Here is a 19,753-nt window from a genome sequence, read left to right on the forward strand (position 1 = left end):
AGCGCCGGCATATTCGCATCAACTTTCGATTTCAAACCGCAAAGGCCCACTTGAAAAGCGGGCCCTGGGTTTACTTATTACACTGCGTTAATGAGCCGATGCTTCACCGGATCCTTTAGGATAGCGAATACTTTCCACCAAATCCTGAATGTCCTGCGGCGCTTCATCGGTCGCTTTAAACACCAAAAACGCAACCAGGAAGTTCACCATCATGCCCAGCGTACCAATGCCTTCTGGCGAGATACCGAACCACCAATTCTCGGGCGTGTTAGCAGCCGGGTTCACAAACTTGAAGTAAATGATATACGCGGCGGTGAAGGCAATCCCTGAGACCATACCAGCAATCGCACCTTTATCATTCATGCGGGTCGAGAAGATCCCCATTATGATAGCCGGGAAGAAGCTGGAGGCTGCGAGGCCAAAGGCAAAGGCGACCACCTGCGCCACAAAACCGGGCGGATTGATACCGAAATAACCGGCAATGATAATCGCGACGGCGGCGGCCAGCCGGGCATAGAACAGCTCTGCCTTGTCGGTAATGTTCGGCATAAAGTTACGCTTGAGCAGGTCGTGCGAGACTGACGTGGAAATCACCAGTAGCAGCCCTGCGGAGGTCGACAGTGCCGCCGCAACACCGCCTGCAGCCACCAGCGCAATGACCCAGGCCGGAAGGTTGGCAATCTCAGGGTTTGCCAGCACCATGATGTCACGGTCCACTTTCATTTCATTAGGACTGTTTGGATCATCAATGCTGCCTGCAGCATAGAACATCTTGCCGTCGTTATTTTTGTCGTTGAACTCAATCAGGCCGGTTTTTTCCCAGTTCTTAATCCAGGTTGGCGCACTCGCGTACGGGGTACCCTGCAAATCCGGGCCGTTGATGGTTTCAATCATGTTCACGCGACCAAAAGAGGCCAGCGCCGGTGCGGTGGTATACAGAATAGCAATGAACACCAGTGCCCAGCCTGCTGACTTGCGAGCGTCACGCACTTTCGGCACGGTGAAGAAGCGTACGATAACATGCGGCAACCCGGCCGTACCCACCATCAGCGCGAAGGTGATAAAGAACACATCGATAGTACTCTTGGTCCCCGACGTATACTCATTAAACCCAAGCTCTACGGAGAGGTTGTCGAGTTTCTCCAGCATATACATTCCCGAGCCGTCGGCCAGGGTCGCACCAAACGCGGTTTGTGGCAGAATATGCCCGGTGACCATCATCGAGATAAAGATTACCGGTACCAGATAAGCAAAGATCAGCACGCAGTACTGTGCAACCTGCGTATAGGTGATCCCTTTCATACCACCAAGCACAGTATAGAAGAATACGATGGCCATACCGATAATTACCCCGGCCACAATATCAACTTCCAGAAAACGGCTGAATACCACGCCAACGCCACGCATCTGCCCGGCGACATAGGTAAAGCACACGAAGATAGCACAGAACACGGCCACCGTACGGGCAGTTTGCGAATAGTAGCGGTCACCAATAAAATCCGGTACTGTAAACTTGCCGAATTTACGCAGGTACGGGGCCAGACACAATGCCAGCAACACATAGCCACCGGTCCATCCCATCAGATAGACCGCGCCGTCGTAGCCCATAAAGGAGATCAGGCCTGCCATTGATATAAACGAGGCTGCCGACATCCAGTCTGCGGCAGTAGCCATGCCGTTGAGTACAGGTGGCACACCGCCACCAGCAACATAAAACTCATTGGTAGAACCGGCTCGCGCCCAGATGGCAATACCGATATACAGCGCAAAGGATGCGCCAACAATAATAAAAGTGAGTAATTGAACATCCATTGGCTTATTCCTCGTCTACACCGTACTTTTTGTCCAGAGCATTCATTTTGGCCATATAGACAAAGATGAGTGCGACGAACACATATATTGCGCCCTGCTGGGCAAACCAGAAGCCCAGTTTGAAACCAAAAAACTGGATCGCGTTTAACGCATCTGCGAACAGAATCCCGGCACCAAAGGAGACTACAAACCAAACAATTAAAAGCTTGGTAAGGAGCGACAGGTTCTCCTTCCAATAAGCTTTTTTGTCATCATCGTTTCTAAATCCCATCGTGTTATTCCTCACTTAAGGTTAATAAGATGCTTTTATTTTACATTTACCTAACAAGCGAATTTTATGGCAACGACCGGTTGTTCGTGAACGCTAAAACGTATCCCATTACACCAAACCCCGCATTTATAGGCGTTTCGGATATACTCTAGTCCCGCAAGGGGGATTAAAAAATGAGACCATGGTCGTAGGTAGGACTTTCAGAACTTGCGTATAATGCAACCAGCAATGTTAACAAGAGGTTATAGAGAATGGCGTTAGGATGGGTTGCGCTGGCACTGGTGTACTTATTTGTACTTTTTTACATTGCCAACTGGGGCGATAAGAATTCGCCAACCGCCAGACGGTTAACTTCCCACCCAGCTATATACTCACTCGCACTGGCCATTTACTGCACGGCATGGACCTATTTTGGTGCCGTCGGTCAGGCCAGCCGTGATACCTGGATTTACCTGCCCATCATGCTTGGCCCGATCCTGGTGTACACCCTCGGGCATCAGTTTATCTATAAGATGACGCTGGTCAGTAAAAAGCAGCACATCACCACCATTTCTGATTTTATTGCCTCGCGGTACGGTAAACGCCAGGCGGTGGCGCTACTGGTGACACTGATCGCACTGCTTGCGACCATTCCTTACATTGCACTGCAACTAAAGGCGATTGGCACCACTTTCCAGCTTCTCACCCAGCAACCAGACACCAGCCTTATCGTCGTCTTGGCGACCGCCTTTATTGCGCTGTTTGCCATTTATTTCGGCACCAAGCAGTCCGATGTGACCGAATACCGCCGGGGACTGATGCTGGCTATCGCGTTTGAGTCTACAATAAAGCTGCTTGCCCTGGCGCTGGTTGCCTTTCTGGGCTATCAAACCTGGCAGGCATCGGGTGCGTCGGCCATTGACGGGTCCGTTCTCGGGGCGGAATTTGCCGGCAATACCGAGATGCTGAGCAGCTTTTTCAGTGCACAGGCCCTGCAGCAATTCAGTTCCTTTACCTTCATTGCACAAACCATCATGGCCGCTGCAGCGGTTATTTGCCTGCCCCGTCAGTTCCATGTGGCAATTATTGATAATCTCAGCCTTGGCCATATCAAAACTGCCCGCTGGCTGTTTCCTCTGTATCTGGCCATCATTGCGATGCTGATCCCAGTGATTGCGATTGCCGGCAAGGCCGCGTTTGGTGAAACCAGTATAGAGCCGGATGCTTACGTGTTATCGCTGGCTATTCATTCCGACTCGCTGCTGTTGCAAATGGTGGTATTTATTGGCGGGTTATCAGCTGCCACCGCGATGATCATCGTAGCCACACTGACCTTAAGCACGATGCTAACCAACGACGTTATTCTGCCGCGCTTATTTGCGATACGCGAACACGGGCCGCGCACACAAAGTATAGCGCCCAGGATCCGGCTTATTCGCCGTATTGTTATTGGTATCATTTTGCTGCTGGCCTTTCTCTATCAGCAGCAAATGACGGGTAGCCGGTCATTGCACTCAATTGGCCTCATCGCCTTTTCGCTGGTTATTCAGTTGCTGCCGGCTATTGTCGGCGGCCTGTACTGGCGGCGCGCCCATGCCCACGGCGTGTATGCCGGCTTACTGGCTGGCATGGTGATTTGGATCCTGTGGCTGCTGATGCCTCTGGTAAATGAAAATATATCGCGCATTGAACAAAACGAGCTGATCAGTCAGGGGGCCGTTATCAGTTTGTCAGCCAACGCGCTGATATACGCCATCTTTTCCTGGTTTGCGCCACAGCGTCTGGTTGACCGGATCCAGGCTGAAGCCTTCGTGTCTCCTGCGCAGGTAAAAGGTACACCACCTAAAAACCAGTTAATCAATGTGACGGTATCAGATCTCGTTACGCTGCTTTCCACCTTCATGGGAACCGGCCGCTGCCAGCAGTTGCTGACCCAATATCAGCAGCTGAATCAGTGCGAACTGACAGACAGTGATGCCCCTGACGCACCTTTTCTGGCTTTCTGCGAGCGCGCCCTCGGCGGTGTTATCGGCGCATCCAGCGCCAAAGCGTTAATTGACAGCGCGCTGCGTGGCAAGAAAATGGACTTCACCGAAGTCATTAACTTCTTTGACGATACCACCCAGGCTATGCAGTTTAATATGACTGCCCTGCTCACCTCGCTCGAAAATATTGACCAGGGGATCAGTGTGATTGACAAGCACCTGCAACTGGTCGCGTGGAACAAGCGGTATGCAACCCTGTACCCCTACCCGGATGAGTTACTGACCGTGGGTACGCCAATAGAAAAATTGCTTCGTTATAACGCCGATAATGGTGAATTCGGCGTCGTCAATGTTGAGGCCGAAATCGAAAAACGTCTCACGCACCTGCGTAGCGGCACACCACACCGGTTCAAGCGTCAGCGCACAGATGGCAGAGTTATTGAAATGGTGGGTAACCCACTGCCCGGCGGGGGCTTCGTTACCAGCTTCAGCGATATTACCGGGCATATCGAAATTCAGCAGGCACTGCAGGAATCCAATATCGATCTGGAAGCCCGTATCAAAAAGCGCACCGAAGAAGTGCACTCGATCAATGCGGAGTTGCGCCTGGAAATTGAACGGCGTATGGACATGGAAAAGGAGCTGATCCGGGCCCGCCGTGCCGCCGAAGACGCCAATGCCAGTAAAACCCGCTTTCTGGCGCTGGCCAGCCATGATGTGTTGCAGCCGCTTAATGCCGCCAAGTTATACATCACAGCCCTGCAGGAACAGAGCTTACCGGCACCGGTTACCGATATCGTGACAAAACTCAATCACAGCGTCAGCTCAAGCGAAACACTGATTGCCACCCTGCTGGATATTGCACGCCTGGATCAGGGCGAACTGAAACCAACTCTTGAGCCGGTCGATGTGGTGGCGCTTATCACGCCACTGGCCGATGAGATGGCCATGCGGGCAAAGGACAAGGGCTTGGTACTGCGCCACCATATTCGTCCCTGCTGGGTCATGGCCGATAAAACCTATTTATACCGAATTGTACAGAACCTGATCTCAAATGCCGTGAAATATACCGAAAAAGGCCGGGTTCTGGTTACCGTAAGGCCTCAGGGAAACGCAGTGCAGTTCGCTGTGCGCGATACCGGTATAGGGCTCAATAAACAGCAGTCTTCTCTGATATTCAGTGATTTTTACCGCGCACAGGACAGTAATGAACACGGTATTGGTCTGGGGCTGGCTGTGGTACGCCGTTTGAGCGGACAGCTGGGCAGCCATGTGGATGTTGTCTCTCAGCCGGGCAAGGGAAGCTGTTTTACCATTATGCTGCCTAAAACCGACCCGAGTGCCGCTCGCTCCCCGGCTCAGCTGACATCCCGTAATACATCATTTAGCGGCATGCGTGTACTGTGTGTTGATGATCAGCAGGTGAATCTGGATGCCATGCAGACCTTACTGGAAAAGTGGGGAGTGCAGGTTTATCTGGCAGAGAACTGGGACGACGCATTGACCCGCGCCGCTGATGTGTCACCGCATATACTGCTGATGGATTACCAGCTCAGTCACGACGAAACACGCAATGGTCTGGCACTGATTGAAGAGATCCGCGAGCAGCTTAATGTGGTGGTCCCGGCTGCCCTGGTCACGGCCACGCAGGATGAAGCGCTGGTCAGGCTTTGCAAGGAACTGGGCGTGAACTATCTCACCAAACCACTCAAGCCAGCACGTCTGCGCGCACTGCTTCAGAGTATGAGCCGCTATATCCGCGGCGCGGCCAGCGGCTAGGAGTTATGCTGATACGATAGACCTGATTAACTGGCATCAACACTCATGACACAGCAGCAGTGCAGTTTACGCTTCCGGGCTACCCGTGGGTTGCGCCGGTGGCTGTGACGCCGCCGTGACTTTGCCCATGGCGGACCAGTGTGATTTCGGATTCAGCACCAGTGGACGGGTCAGGATCAGGTTATTCGGATACAGCACGGTTTCACGGTCGCTGGTGATAAGACGCGTAACAAACGGCCCCACATCAGCAATGTAACCCTCAATATAGTTATCACCATCAACAATTCGAAGGTAATTGCCACGTCGGTATGCAACATTCGTCAGTAAAATAAAATACGCGGTAATATTGCTGATGAGTGACCACTGGGCAAACAGTGCCACACCGGTCAGCGTAATAATAGACGTCGAAAGCACCAGTAATCCGGAGAAGTCGATCCCCCAGGCCAACAGTACCAGCGCAAATGCGAGCACTCCCGCGACCACTCTGGCGGCAAACAAGCCTTTCAGGGCACTGCCGGTGCGTAACCGGGTTGAGGCTATATTTTTTTCCAGACGCGGAAAAATCCAGCGGGTTGCCATCAGATATAACACCAGTATTACGCCCGTCCATATCAGGTTAACCTGATAAGCTGAAAGCCAGTTCAGTGCCTGAACACCCCACGCCATTATTATCTCCAACTATTGTATTGTCATCGAAACCCGGGCTTTCTCCGTACTTGTATCAATAGTAGTACAAACACGCTGAAGACCGGGCACATTTGCCAACGTTTTACGCTTAATTACTCGTTTCGACAAGAATTTTTTGAAAGACGAGTGTGTCAGCTTCAGCTATATTTGTACTTGCAGCTGCACCACGGCTTGTGGAAAGCAGGATAGCTGCATTTTTACTGCTCGCACAAACGAAAGGATATTATTCCACATGCGAATTGCCATACTTTCCCGCAATCCGAAACTCTACTCTACCCGCCGCCTGGTCGAAGCCGGTCAGGAGCGCGGCCATGATATTGAAGTCATCGATACCATGCACTGCTACATGGATATCACCAGCGCTCGCCCCTCTGTTCGCTACAAAGGTAAGCAACTGCCTTACTTTGATGCCGTGATACCTCGTATCGGCGCGTCTGTCAGTTTCTACGGCACCTCGGTGGTACGGCAGTTTGAAATGACTGGCACCTACAGCCTGAACGAGTCGGTGGCGATAAGTCGCTCCCGGGATAAACTGCGCTCTTTGCAACTGTTGTCCCGCAAAGGCATTGGCATGCCGCGCACCGGCTTTGCACACCACCCTGATCGTATTGACGATTTAATCAAAAATGTGGGCGGAGCGCCCGTCGTAATAAAACTGCTGGAAGGTACCCAGGGCATAGGCGTGGTACTGGCCGACACACAAAAAGCGGCTGAGTCGATAATTGAGGCGTTTATGGGGTTAAACGCCAGTATTCTGGTGCAGGAGTTTATTAAAGAGGCCGGCGGTTCAGATATTCGTTGCTTTGTGGTTGGGGGTAAAGTGGTCGCGGCTATGAAGCGTCAGGCCCCCCCCGGCGAGTTTCGCTCGAACCTGCACCGTGGCGGGCAGGCAAGTCTGGTCCGCCTCAGTCCCGCTGAACGGAAAACAGCGGTTGATGCCGCCAAAACCATGGGACTCAACTGTTGTGGGGTCGATATTCTGCGCTCTAATCATGGGCCAGTGGTCATGGAAGTTAACTCCTCGCCTGGTCTCGAGGGGATTGAACTGGCGACGAAGAAAAATGTTGCCGGCATGATCATTGAATTTATTGAAAAAAGTGCTAAGCCAAACAATACGAAGACCAAAGGGAAAGGGTAAGTGACACATCAGGACCTGATTATTGGCGGGCAGGCAATCTCGCCTGGCCAGTCAGTGAAAATTGAATTAGAGATGCCACCGCTGTACACAGCGACAAACATGAGTATCCCTATTTATGTTAAACGAGGAAAGCGTCCGGGACCGGTCATGTTTGTCAGTGCAGCACTGCATGGCGATGAATTAAATGGCATTGAAATCGTGGGCAGGCTGATCCGCTCGAAGACAATAGAGCGGCTGCGAGGCACGCTGATTGCTGTTCCAATGGTTAATGTTTATGGTGTGCTTAACCAGTCACGCTATTTGCCTGACCGGCGCGATTTAAACCGCAGCTTCCCGGGCAGCAAAAAAGGCTCGCTGGCAGGCCGTCTGGCAAATTTGTTTTATACTGAAATTGTGGCGAAATGCGATGTAGGCATCGATTTACACACCGGTGCCATTCATCGCAGCAACCTGCCGCAGATCCGGGCTAACCTGGATGATGCCGAGGTACTGGAAATGGCCCGGGCGTTTGGCGTGCCGGTGCTCCTTAACGCTGACATTCGCGACGGCTCGTTGCGTCAGGCCGCCAGTGACAATGGCGTTAAAATATTGCTGTACGAAGCGGGTCAGGCATTACGCTACGACGAATTCTCCATCCGGGCTGGCGTGCGCGGCATCATTAATACTATGCGTCATCTGGGTATGTTGAACAAAAGCCGGAGTAAAGGGCACAGCATAGAACGGTTTATTGCCCGTCAGAGCGGCTGGGTGCGGGCTCCTGAAAGTGGCTTTGTCAGGCACATCGCACAGCTTGGCGATCATGTCTACAAGGGCGATCGCCTGGCAACCATCACCGACCCCTATGGCGAGTTGCTGTGCACAATCACTACGCCCACAGAAGGTGTGGTCATTGGCAAACAGAATATTCCACTGGCTCAGGAAGGCGAAGCGATTTACCACGTCGCCTACTTCCCCAAACCCGACACCGTCGCCGAGCATGTAGAGATGCTACAGGATAATCTGGTGCTGGGAGACCAGACCGTGAGTGAATATTAGGGAGTACGTTGATGACTACAGCAAGTAATAAACGCGTAGTGGGCGCAATTGAATTATGTGATTTACCGTTTTTAAGCATCAGTGATCTTAATGTACGGGTCGATACCGGTGCGGCCACGTCGTCACTGCACGTAGATAACCTTGAAGAGTTTGAACAGGATGGTGAGCTGTGGATACGTTTTGATATTCACCCGGATATTCACAATGTTGACAAAGTCGTGCGCCGTGAGGCCCCGGTAGCAGGCAAAAAACGGGTTAAAAGCTCAACGGCCACACGCGAGCGCCGGTATGTAATCAATACGTCCATTATCATGCAAAACGAGCACTGGGAAATTCAGCTTACACTGACCGATCGCTCGGAGATGACCTACCTGATGTTACTCGGTCGCGAAGCGATGAACGGCCGTTTTATTGTCGACCCGGAGTTTGAGTACCTGCTGACAGGAAAAGATTAGCAGGCAGATACGGAAGTAATATCCAGGGCGTGCTAAGTGTCACTACACGCATTTTATTCGCCCGCTAACCGCTAGGAATATCCAGGATGATAGGCGAAAGTTTAAGACGACTACTGACAATATGTGTGGTGCTTTCTCTGCCTGTCCAGGCCGGAGAAGGGAAAGACGAAGACACCGTTGTGCCATCGCAGGTTCTGCGCATACCTAAAGTAGCATCAGGCACCGACCCCATTTACAACTATATCACTGCGTTACTTTCACGCGTTCTGAGTACGAATGCCAGTGAGTACGGGCAGGTCAGGCTACACCCCAACCCAGAGGTTTCGGTACAGGAGCGCCAGCTTCGTAATCTGCAAAACGGGCTGACGGATGTGACCTGGAGCGTGACCTCGATTGACAGAGAGCGCAAATACCGCCCTATTCGTATTCCTCTGGTGGATGGTTTTTTTGGTAAACGCGTATTATTGATCGCGACCGGCGATCGCCGGTTCAGTGTGCAGCCTGACGCACAGCAACTTAAAGACCTGTATGCGCTGCAGGGCTATGACTGGCCGGACACACGTATACTGCTACACAATGGCTTCAGGGTAATAGAAGCGCCCTATCAGGCCTCGCACCGGTTACTCATTGAAGGCTTTGCCGATTATTTCCCGCGAAGTTTGGTGGAAGCAGGCTACGAGCTACAGCAGTGGCAGTCAAAGGGCGTATCGCTTGAGCCCTATCTGCTGTTGAGCTACCGCAGTGCCATGTTCTTTTTTGTCAGCAAAGACAATGAGAAGCTTGCCAAAAGAATTGAAGAGGGCCTTCAGGCACTGCAACAGTCTGGCGAATTTTCCGCACTGCTACATCGCCAGCCCTTTTATAAAAAAGGGCTTGAGCTGGTCAGCGGGCGTCATGAAATTGTACTTGAAAACCCACTACTGAGCGATAAAACAGAGGCTGCTATAAAGCAATACCTGCCGTTTATCCCGCACGAGTAGCTGCACTTGCTTTCACTGGCACTAGCCGGCGTGGCTGCTTGCTGGCGGCTCCAGTTCCAGCTGCGAGGCAATCAGAACCGCCTGTGTGCGATTATTAATGCCAAGCTTTTTAAATATGGCGGTGACGTGCGCTTTGACCGTGGCTTCAGCAATATCGAGGTTGTAGCCAATCTGCTTATTCAGCAACCCGTCCCGCATGTAGCACAGCACCTTGTACTGGGAAGGGGTCAGGCTTGCCACCTTATCGGCCAGTTCGGAAAACGCGGCATCGACATCTTCAATATGGTCACTGACCGAGGCCGGCAACCAGATATCACCATCGAGTATGGCGTGCACGGCGTCGGCAATATCGCTGGAGCTGGCGGTTTTAGGAATAAAACCCAGTGCACCAACCCCAACAATTTTGGAAATGATGGTCGCATCTTCAGTGCCTGATACCACGGCAACAGGCACGTCCGGATACAGCTTACGTATGTGCAACAGCCCAAACAAATCATTACTGCCTGGCATGTGCAAATCCAGCAATAACAGGTCGATATCCTCCTGTTCGAGCATATCGACCGTGGAGGTTAAGTCTCCCGCTTCGCGCAGAACCAGATCCGGCAGTGACAATGACAATGCCCCGCGTAAGGCATCCCGGTAAAGCGGGTGATCATCAGCAATCAGCAGGGTTGTCATTGGTCAGTCCTTTACTTGTTAAGCCGCTGCTCAATGAGTGTATCAACTACCGACGGGTCCGCCAATGTAGAGGTATCCCCGAGCTGTTCATGTTCATTGGCCGCAATTTTACGCAGAATGCGCCGCATTATTTTTCCTGATCGGGTTTTCGGCAGGCCCCGTGACCACTGAATTTTATCCGGTGTTGCAATAGGGCTAAGTTCATGGCGTACCCAGTCGCGCAACTCCTTGGTCAGTGCCTCATCCGCGGTAACACCTTCATTGAGCGTAACATAAACATAAATGCCCTGCCCTTTGATATCGTGTGGGTAGCCTACTACCGCCGCCTCAGCAACTTTCTCATGCGCCACCAGCGCACTCTCGATTTCTGCCGTACCAAGACGGTGACCGGAAACATTCAGCACATCATCCACGCGCCCAGTGATCCAGTAATAGCCGTCTTCATCACGACGGGCACCATCACCGGTAAAGTACACACCTTTGTACGCACTGAAATAGGTATTGATGAACCGTTCATGATCGCCATACACGGTGCGCGCCTGACTAGGCCAGCTATCGGTAATCACCAGGTTACCCTCGGCTTCACCATGCAGTTCATTGCCTTCAGAGTCGAACAATGCCGGCTTGATGCCAAAGAATGGCCGGGTCGCTGAGCCAGGTTTAAGTGCAGTCGCACCGGGCAGCGGCGTGATCATGATGCCACCGGTTTCTGTCTGCCACCAGGTGTCCATTATCGGACAACGGTCTGAGCCAATCACGCGGTGGTACCATTCCCAGGCTTCCGGGTTTATAGGCTCTCCCACCGAACCCAGCAGGCGCAGCGACGATACGTCACACCCTTCTGCAGGTTTTTCACCGTGGGCCATCAGCGCACGGATCGCGGTTGGCGCCGTATAGAGGCTGTTAACCTTGTATTTTTCAACGACCTGCGCAATACGACGCACATCAGGATAGGTCGGTACCCCTTCAAAAAACACCTGCGAGGCAGCATTTAGCATTGGGCCATACACCATGTAACTGTGACCGGTTATCCAGCCTACATCGGCGGTACACCAGTAAATGTCATCGCTTTGATAGTCAAACACATATTTAAAGGTCATAGCGGTATAGAGCAGGTAGCCGCCAGTAGAGTGCACCACACCTTTCGGGGTGCCGGTAGAACCTGAGGTATACAGGATAAACAGCGGATCTTCAGCATTCATCTTCTCAGGCTCACACTGCGCCGAGCAGGTATCCGTCAGCGCATCCCACCACACATCAACGTTGTCGTTCCAGGCAACATCACCACCGGTTAGCTTGTGTACCAGCACATTGGTGATGGACGGACAGGCATTATTGGCCAGAGCTTTGTCTACATTGGCCTTCAGTGGGATAGAACGGCCCGAGCGTCGGCCCTCATCAGCCGTGATCACCACTTTGGCAGCGCTGTCGTTTATTCTGTCGGCAATAGCATTAGGCGAGAAACCGCCAAAAATCACGGAATGCACCGCGCCGATCCGGGCACAGGCCAGCATGGCATAGGCTGCCTGCGGTACCATTGGCATATACACAGCAACCCGGTCACCTTTGCCTACGCCCAGTTCCTTCAGCCCATTTGCCAGCTTGCACACTTCATAGTGCACCTGTTCGAAGGTAATAGCTTCGCTGTTTTCCGGTGAGTCGCCCTCCCAGTACAGCGCGACTTTCTTGCCATCTTTTGCCAGGTGCCGGTCAATGCAGTTGTAGCTGGCATTGATCACACCGTCTTCAAACCACTTAATGGCGACATCGTCGGGACCAAAGCTGGTATTTTTTATTTTACTTGGGGCGGTATACCAGTCCAGACTGTCAGCGTGTTTTTCCCAGAACCCTTCCGGATCCTCGACCGACTCCTCGTACATCTGTGCGTATTCTTTTTCAGTTAAATGCGTCGTTTTTTTAATTGCTTCCGGTACCGGATATGTCTTACTGGCAGTCATAACCTAGTGCCTCCCATGTCTTTAAGTTGAAGTCAGTCTTATGTTGTTCAATGTAGCCTTACCAGCGCAAAGCAAAATGAGACTTTGGTCTTATCACAACTACGACCAAAGTCTGAGAAGGTTGTTCGCACTCAACGGCCACCCGGCTTTGCGGGAAAGTGACCAATGTCACAGCCAGGTACAATGATAGTTACCCTTGATTGTCAGGATATGATCGAAAAAACGTTTAATAACAATAGCATCAATTGGGGAAGATGCGACACAGCCTGCCCTTTTCGTTACGCCGTTTAACATCTACGACTTTAGTCTTACAGACCATCCGCTTATTTGCTTTTTAGGCGTTGTCAGCCAAATTTACGATTGCTAACAGCCTGTTTACACATTATTAACCCTATTACTGGAACAACGCAAATGATGAAAATAAACTTCAGAAAAGCGGCACTGGCCGTCACTTTTGCTCTTGCCGGTGCCTCATCACAGCTCGCTCATGCAGATATGCTTGCCGGTACCAACGTTAAATTTACTGGCTATGTGAAAGCGGACGCCATGATCAGTAATTATTCAGAAGGTGCGCTTGGCTCCGGTAGTATCGGCCGTGATTTCTACATTCCCTCACTGACACCAGTATCCGGAGGTGATGAAGGTGCGCAATTTGACGCCCATATTCGTCAGTCGCGCTTCCGTTTTACCACCAATACGCCGACCGATGAAGGAGACAGCATCACCGGCGTACTCGAACTGGACTTTATTGTCACCAGTGGCGGTAATGAACGTATCAGTAACTCCTACCTGCCGCGCGTACGCCATGCATTTATCAAATATAAAAACTGGCTCATTGGTCAAACCTGGACCACGTTTATGGACGTAGGCTCACTGCCCGAATCGCTGGACTTCATCGGTACCACCGACGGTATAACGTTTGGTCGTCAGACCATGGTCCGTTACAGCAATAACGGCTTTGAGGTTGCGCTTGAAAATCCGGAAGCGACAGTCACGCCCAACGGTGGCGGTGGCAGAATTGTTGCCGATGATAACGCGGTGCCAGATCTGATAGCGGCCTATACCGCCAAACGGGACTGGGGACACCTTAAGGTTGCGGGCCTGGTACGCCAGTTATCGTACGATGACGGTCAGGGTATTGATGATGATGAGACGTCTTACGGAGTCGCCGTTTCCGGCAAGTTTAAGCTCGGAAATGGCGATGACATTCGCTTTATGGTGAACGGCGGCTCGGGGATGGGCCGGTATGTTGCACTCAATGCCAGTAATGGCGCCGTTCTTACCGCGAATGGCGATCTTGAGGCCATTGACTCGACCGGTTATGCCGTAGCCTACCGCCATATCTGGAATGACAAAATGCGCAGTAATTTTATGTTTTCCGCACTGGATGTCGATAATGATACGGCGTTAACCGGTATGAGCGTGACCGAGAGCACCTACAGTACCCGCGCAAACCTGCTGTACTCACCAACCAGGGCGCTTACCGTTGGCGCGGAATATACCTTCGCCAAACGCGAGGTGGAATCGGGACTTGAGGGCGATATGAATCGTATTCAGGTTTCTGCCAAGTATGCGTTCTGACTAACCGCTCATGCCTTTCTTAGCCCGGTGGGCATCCACGCAGCTGCCGCCGGGGTCTCATTTCTCAATCACGTTAAAGATGTACTGTTAATCATCTCAGCACAAAAATCACACTTAAAGGCATCACAAAAAACAAGCCCGTAATGTAGGCTGCTCCATACATTTTGCGCTCTGCAGCGAGTACTGAAAGCCGGTAGGACAACGCCAGAGGCAGTTCACGCAACGCAGGTATGCCGTAAATTACGATCACCCCAAGTACGTTATATATCAGATGGACCAGCGCAATCTGAAGTGCAACGCCACTATTGATGCCAGTGACGCCCATCGCTGCAATAAGCGCAGTAAGACAGGTACCAATATTGGCCCCTAACGTAAACGGGTAGATATCACGAGCCTTCAGAACATTGGTACCAACCAGTGGCACCATCAGAGACGTGCTGGTTGAGGAAGACTGCACCAGCACTGTCATGATGGTCCCGGACATGATACCTGACACAGGCCCTTTACCAATGCTGTGGTGTAAAATGTCTCTGGCTTTACCTACCATCAGTGATTTCATTACCCGTCCCATCAGGGTGATAGACAACATGATAAGTACAATACCTAACACGATATTTGCAATACCCGGATACACCGACGGCAGGAAAGAGACACTTTCAGTGATCATAGATGTTACTGGCTCGGTTACAGTTTTAATGGGATTGATGATGTCGGCGTCCATGGCAACATTGATATTCAGCATAGAGACGATATAGCCGCTGCTTTTCTCAAGCACACCGAAAGCCATTTCAAGCGGTAGAAAAATCACAACGGACAGGACATTGAAAAAGTCGTGAATAGTGGCGGCATTAAATGCCCGTTGGAATTCCTCTTTCCGGGTAACATGACCAAGACTCACCAGCGTATTGGTAATACTGGTACCAACGTTCGCGCCCATCATCATCGGTACGGCAATGGTAATGGGTAAGCCGCCTGCAACCATCCCTACAATAATCGATGTCACGGTACTGGATGATTGCAACAGAGCCGTAGCTACCATCCCAATGATCAGTCCCATGACCGGGTTGGACGCAAAAGCAAATAACTCCCTGGCATGCTCTCCCGTTGCAATCTTAAATCCACTGCCAATAAGACTAACAGCAAGTAACATGGCGTATATGAGCACAAGTAGTAACAACCACTTTTGCCAGCGTTTCGTGGGTAGTGGCGTATCTAAAACAGCGGGTAGATCAGTCGGCAACAGCGACATAGCATGGCCTCGCAATTAAAAAGCGATAGCGCCATGCTATGACGTTATTGTGACAACTCCATGACGAAGGTGGCGGTGGTTAAAACGGCAGTGGATAGCGTTTGAGTACATCGCCGATTTGCTGCAGTGTTGATGGGGTCAGTGTTTGTGTGAAGGCTCCAATATTCTCCTCTAACTGCGTAAGCGACGTAGCACCGATGATGGTGGAGGTGACACCGGGCACCTGCCGGCACCAGCACAGAGCCAGTTGTGAGGGCGTCATACCCGCATCGCGGGCAATCTTCATGTAGGCCTGCGTCGCCTGCTGCGCAAGGTCGGTATCACGAAACAGACCATGACGCTGCACAAAGGTCCAGCGTGAACCAGCGGGACGCGCGCCATTAACGTACTTACCACTTAACATGCCGGTCGCCAGAGGTGACCAGGGCAAATAGGCAATGTGTTCTGCTGCGCACATTTCAATTAAATAAGGCCAGTCTTTCGCATGTAACAGGCTGAACTCGTTTTGGATAGAGACGGGCGCAGGCACGTTCATTTCTCGGCACAGTGACAAGAAAGTATGGATCCCCCATGGCGTATCATTCGACAGCCCCCAATGCCTGATTTTTCCGTCATTAATCGCATTGTTAAGGCCGCTCAGAATATCACGCATTGCGTCAGTTTCCTGTGCAGTATTGATATCAAGCGGGGAGACAGTTCCTGGCCAGTGCTTATCAAAATGCGGTGTTTTACGTCCCGGCCAGTGCAACTGATACACATCAATGGCGTCAGTCTGAAGCCGCTTCAGTGATGCATCCAGCGCTGCTATCAGCGATTTCGCGGTGACCGGCGTACCTTCACGAATGTAGTCAAGGCCGCTGCCCGCCACTTTCGACATGATCACGACTTCGCTGCGCTTGTCTGGATGCCGGCGAAGCCAGTTACCAATAATACGCTCGGTGTCACCGTAGGTCTCTTTATTCGGCGGGACCGGGTACATTTCAGCGGTATCGATAATATTGATGCCGTGCTCAAGTGCCATGTCCAACTGTGCATCGGCATCAGCCTGAGTGTTCTGGATCCCCCAGGTCATGGTGCCAAGACACACCTCTGACACTTTCAGTTCGCTATTTCCAAGCTCTACATATCGCATGCCTGTCACCTTTGATGATGTTTATTCCCGTGTATTTTCAGACCGCAACTGTGCCCGTGCCATCGCCAGTTGGCGCTCCGTCTCTCTGCGCGACTCTACCATTTCATTAGCTATCTGGGCGAGCGATTTAAACTCGGCGAACCCCAGGCATCGTGGATCAATCTTATGATACTGACGTTTGCAGCGGTAAAAAAACATAACAAAATTACCGAACGCTTTCTGAAAGGTCGCCACGCTTTTCAGCAATAATATGACCAAGGCGATGGCCGTGAAAATAGCAATACTGATACTGTAATGGCGGACATCCTGTTGCTGCGCGTCGATAATAGGCTGTAGTGCTGCATCGATCCGCTGAAGCTGTGATTCAACATCGTGTGCCTGACGGCGAAACTGCCCCCGTAACCCGTCATTGTGGGTCAGCCCTAACTGTTTGTAGCCATCGACCAGCGTCTCAAAGGTTTGCTGAAACTGGCGTATTTCACGGGCAGAGGGCAAAGACGTACGCAACTGTGAAATGCGTGTATTAGCCTCTTTGGCATAAAACGTATCGCGGGAGAGCAGAAAGTGACGTATATGCAGTCTGGCCTCATCAAGCTGCACGCGCGCACGCTGACCATAGTTAAACGTATCGGTGCGCAGTAATTGCGCCTCACACTCTGACAGTTGCCCCTGCAAGCCCTGACGGGTCGTTAAGCCAATTTGTGTCTGCAACGCTACAACTCGCTGAAAGAGTTGCTGGTAGGTCTGCAGGCTTTGCGCTAACTCGCCCGCCTGCCCTACGGGTAAGTCATAATGCTCAAACAACGGACTAAGCTGCTTAAGCCGGTCACTGAACAGGCTGGCCCGTTGATTAAATAATTCGAGATACCTGGGCTGATGCCGTAATAAAAAATCTTTTTCATGACGACGCATCTGTAACAGATCCTGGCCGAGGCGCAGTAACAACTCCTGCTGCTGATTGATACTGATCAGGCGCCCGCTATAATAATGCTGACTAACTACCATCATGCCGATACCCAGTACACAAATACAGATTATCAGCGCCAGCCTTGCCTTAATTGAATCCAACGTCATTTCGCAGTCCAGTGTCATCCACCATGATGGTGAGCCTACAGAGCAAATTTGACGGCATTGTGTCAGTAAGCTATCTGGGCAAAGAGAGCGAAAAAATGTCTGCAAGCACCGCATTTTTAACTACTATCTAAAGTGTCTACAGCCTGACTGCAACGCGGAGTATACCCATGAAGAAACTTATAATTTTAGTTGTTGCACTGACAAGCCTTACAGCATGCGCGCCTAAAGTAGGAAGCAAAGAGTGGTGTGAGGACATGAAAGAAAAGGATAAAGGGAACTGGACAGCCAATGAGTCTATGAATTTTGCCAAGCATTGTATATTTAACGAGCCCAAAGATTAGCTCAGGCAGCACTTTTTATACTTTCGCCCGCTGCCGCACGGACAGGGATCGTTACGGCCAACTTTTTTCATTGCGTTGTGGTAAGGGGCGGATGATTGTTGGCGTTGTTGTTCGTAAAGTTCGCAACCAAGATTGCCGACACTTGAAAGGAAAATAGCTAGAGTCTTATTCGCCGACTCCTTTTTAGTAAGTACTGCAACTAAGTCAGGGTACTCCTCTGATTCTCTGGTATTGGGCTGGATGCACTGCATCATCAACAACATCGTCACGCCGACAATGCTGGATTCTTCTGATTCATCATCAGGGATGAATGCATCCCATACCTCTTTTAACCAGTCCTGTCCTAAGAGATAGCCTTGTGCAAAATCGACTAATTCATCGGTAGGTGCGCCCGCCTCGTCGACATCCAGCTCAGCAGGTAACGCTAACTCATGCTGCTGTACAAAAGCTTCAGTGCAGTAGTTGGACCATTGCAGTAAGTAACCCAGCAACTGCTCAGCCTGCTGAGACGTTTCAAACGCAGGATCCTCTGCATGGTCATTCCAGATAAAGGGGTACCACTCAGAAGGTACGATAAGTTCTGGTGAAGAGCTTATGGCAGTAATGAGGCCTAATAACTCGAAGGGTGGCTTAAGCAACCCCTCTTTCGCCACCGGCTGGTAAAGGGCTAAATAGGCCTCGAGATCAAATTTCGCTTGCTGATTTTGCATTCAGGATGTCTCTGCGCATTGTGTGGATACCGCTTAACATCAGGGTCATCCTTAAAGGTGTTTGACACACTAAGATATCATTCATTCAGTGTAGTGCCATTCTTTTTGGTTAGTGACTGGCTGTTGGTGCAGTTTTCTTCGAACACAAAAAAGGCGCTCAACGAGCGCCTTTTTTAGGGTTTAGGTGTTAATCATCATTAGTCGATGATTTTAGAAACAACACCTGCACCTACTGTACGGCCGCCTTCGCGGATTGCGAAGCGCAGACCTTCGTCCATGGCGATGGGTGCAATCAGGTCAACAACAAACTTCAGGTTGTCGCCTGGCATTACCATTTCTACGCCTTCTGGCAGCTCAACGGCGCCAGTTACGTCAGTTGTACGGAAGTAGAACTGTGGACGGTAGCCTTTGAAGAATGGCGTGTGACGGCCACCTTCGTCTTTGGAGAGCACGTAAACTTCTGCTTCGAACTTCGTGTGAGGCGTGATTGAGCCTGGCTTCGCCAGTACCTGACCACGTTCAACTTCGTCACGCTTAGTACCACGCAGCAGAACACCAACGTTCTCACCAGCACGGCCTTCGTCAAGCAGCTTACGGAACATTTCAACGCCGGTACACGTCGTCTTCGTAGTTTCTTTCATACCTACGATTTCGATTTCTTCACCAACTTTGATGATACCTTGCTCTACACGACCGGTTACAACAGTACCACGGCCTGAGATTGAGAATACGTCTTCGATTGGCAGGATGAACGGCTTATCGATTGCACGCTCTGGCTCTGGAATGTATGAATCCAGGGCTTCGCCCAGCTCAACGATTTTCTTCTCCCACTCGGCATCGCCTTCCAGTGCTTTCAGAGCAGAACCCTGAATGACTGGCAGGTCATCACCTGGGAATTCGTATTCGTTC

General features: G+C 51.2%; 17 protein-coding genes. 7 read left to right on the forward strand and 10 right to left on the reverse strand.

Annotated elements, in window-relative coordinates:
* Positions 1-87: 87 nt before the first annotated feature.
* Positions 88-1,812: a sodium:solute symporter family protein gene (locus IE054_RS14245; protein WP_189407560.1), complete on the reverse strand. Its 1,725-nt coding sequence runs from the start codon at positions 1,810-1,812 to the stop codon at positions 88-90.
* Between the two features lie 4 nt (positions 1,813-1,816).
* Positions 1,817-2,083 (reverse strand): DUF4212 domain-containing protein, encoded by a 267-nt coding sequence (locus IE054_RS14250; protein WP_189407562.1) that lies wholly within the window; start codon positions 2,081-2,083, stop codon positions 1,817-1,819.
* 251 nt (positions 2,084-2,334) lie between these two features.
* On the opposite strand from IE054_RS14250, the gene IE054_RS14255 reads away from it, so the two are divergent.
* On the forward strand, positions 2,335-5,826 hold the full coding sequence (locus IE054_RS14255) for a PAS domain-containing hybrid sensor histidine kinase/response regulator (RefSeq protein WP_189407564.1): 3,492 nt from the start codon (positions 2,335-2,337) through the stop codon (positions 5,824-5,826).
* Positions 5,827-5,892: 66 nt separating this feature from the next.
* Here IE054_RS14255 and IE054_RS14260 read toward each other — a convergent pair whose 3' ends face one another.
* On the reverse strand, positions 5,893-6,495 hold the full coding sequence (locus tag IE054_RS14260) for a mechanosensitive ion channel domain-containing protein (RefSeq protein WP_373293907.1): 603 nt from the start codon (positions 6,493-6,495) through the stop codon (positions 5,893-5,895).
* A gap of 250 nt (positions 6,496-6,745) precedes the next feature.
* On the opposite strand from IE054_RS14260, the gene rimK reads away from it, so the two are divergent.
* The 4 genes from rimK to IE054_RS14280 all read left to right on the forward strand — a co-directional run bounded on the left by rimK (position 6,746) and on the right by IE054_RS14280 (position 10,121).
* Positions 6,746-7,651, forward strand: coding sequence for a 30S ribosomal protein S6--L-glutamate ligase (gene rimK, locus IE054_RS14265; RefSeq protein ID WP_189407568.1), 906 nt, complete (start codon positions 6,746-6,748; stop codon positions 7,649-7,651).
* Entirely contained in the window at positions 7,652-8,686 is a 1,035-nt protein-coding gene (locus IE054_RS14270) for a succinylglutamate desuccinylase/aspartoacylase family protein (protein ID WP_189407570.1), read from the forward strand. It abuts the gene before it with no gap.
* 11 nt (positions 8,687-8,697) lie between these two features.
* Positions 8,698-9,141 (forward strand): ATP-dependent zinc protease family protein, encoded by a 444-nt coding sequence (locus tag IE054_RS14275; RefSeq protein WP_189407572.1) that lies wholly within the window; start codon positions 8,698-8,700, stop codon positions 9,139-9,141.
* 86 nt (positions 9,142-9,227) lie between these two features.
* The gene (locus IE054_RS14280; protein ID WP_189407574.1) at positions 9,228-10,121 is read left to right on the forward strand and encodes a transporter substrate-binding domain-containing protein; all 894 of its coding nucleotides are present in this window, start codon (positions 9,228-9,230) and stop codon (positions 10,119-10,121) included.
* 21 nt (positions 10,122-10,142) lie between these two features.
* On the opposite strand, the gene IE054_RS14285 is transcribed toward IE054_RS14280, so the two are convergent.
* Both IE054_RS14285 and acs read right to left on the reverse strand, forming a co-directional pair.
* On the reverse strand, positions 10,143-10,799 hold the full coding sequence (locus IE054_RS14285; protein WP_189407576.1) for a response regulator transcription factor: 657 nt from the start codon (positions 10,797-10,799) through the stop codon (positions 10,143-10,145).
* An 11-nt stretch (positions 10,800-10,810) separates the two neighbouring features.
* Positions 10,811-12,757 (reverse strand): acetate--CoA ligase, encoded by a 1,947-nt coding sequence (gene acs / locus IE054_RS14290; protein WP_189407578.1) that lies wholly within the window; start codon positions 12,755-12,757, stop codon positions 10,811-10,813.
* A gap of 414 nt (positions 12,758-13,171) precedes the next feature.
* Between acs and IE054_RS14295 the strand changes: the two genes are divergently transcribed.
* Entirely contained in the window at positions 13,172-14,338 is a 1,167-nt protein-coding gene (locus tag IE054_RS14295; RefSeq protein ID WP_189407666.1) for a DcaP family trimeric outer membrane transporter, read from the forward strand.
* A gap of 91 nt (positions 14,339-14,429) precedes the next feature.
* On the opposite strand, the gene IE054_RS14300 is transcribed toward IE054_RS14295, so the two are convergent.
* The 3 genes from IE054_RS14300 to IE054_RS14310 form a co-directional block, all read right to left on the reverse strand.
* Positions 14,430-15,587, reverse strand: a complete 1,158-nt coding sequence (locus IE054_RS14300) for a Na/Pi symporter (protein WP_189407579.1) — start codon at positions 15,585-15,587, stop codon at positions 14,430-14,432.
* Positions 15,588-15,666: 79 nt separating this feature from the next.
* A complete protein-coding gene (locus tag IE054_RS14305) occupies positions 15,667-16,719 on the reverse strand; it encodes an aldo/keto reductase (protein WP_189407581.1) in 1,053 nt (350 codons plus the stop codon).
* 21 nt (positions 16,720-16,740) lie between these two features.
* The gene (locus IE054_RS14310) at positions 16,741-17,793 is read right to left on the reverse strand and encodes a chemotaxis protein (RefSeq protein ID WP_189407583.1); all 1,053 of its coding nucleotides are present in this window, start codon (positions 17,791-17,793) and stop codon (positions 16,741-16,743) included.
* Positions 17,794-17,960: 167 nt separating this feature from the next.
* Between IE054_RS14310 and IE054_RS14315 the strand changes: the two genes are divergently transcribed.
* Positions 17,961-18,134 (forward strand): DUF3012 domain-containing protein, encoded by a 174-nt coding sequence (locus IE054_RS14315; RefSeq protein ID WP_189407585.1) that lies wholly within the window; start codon positions 17,961-17,963, stop codon positions 18,132-18,134.
* Here IE054_RS14315 and IE054_RS14320 read toward each other — a convergent pair.
* The gene (locus IE054_RS14320; RefSeq protein ID WP_189407587.1) at positions 18,131-18,844 is read right to left on the reverse strand and encodes a UPF0149 family protein; all 714 of its coding nucleotides are present in this window, start codon (positions 18,842-18,844) and stop codon (positions 18,131-18,133) included. The genes IE054_RS14315 and IE054_RS14320 overlap by 4 nt on opposite strands.
* Before the next feature lie 197 nt (positions 18,845-19,041).
* Positions 19,042-19,753 (reverse strand): EF-Tu C-terminal domain-related protein (locus IE054_RS14325; RefSeq protein ID WP_268245072.1); only part of this gene is annotated, 712 nt, incomplete at its 5' end.

This window comes from Alteromonas halophila (assembly GCF_014651815.1).
Taxonomy (GTDB): domain Bacteria; phylum Pseudomonadota; class Gammaproteobacteria; order Enterobacterales; family Alteromonadaceae; genus Alteromonas; species Alteromonas halophila.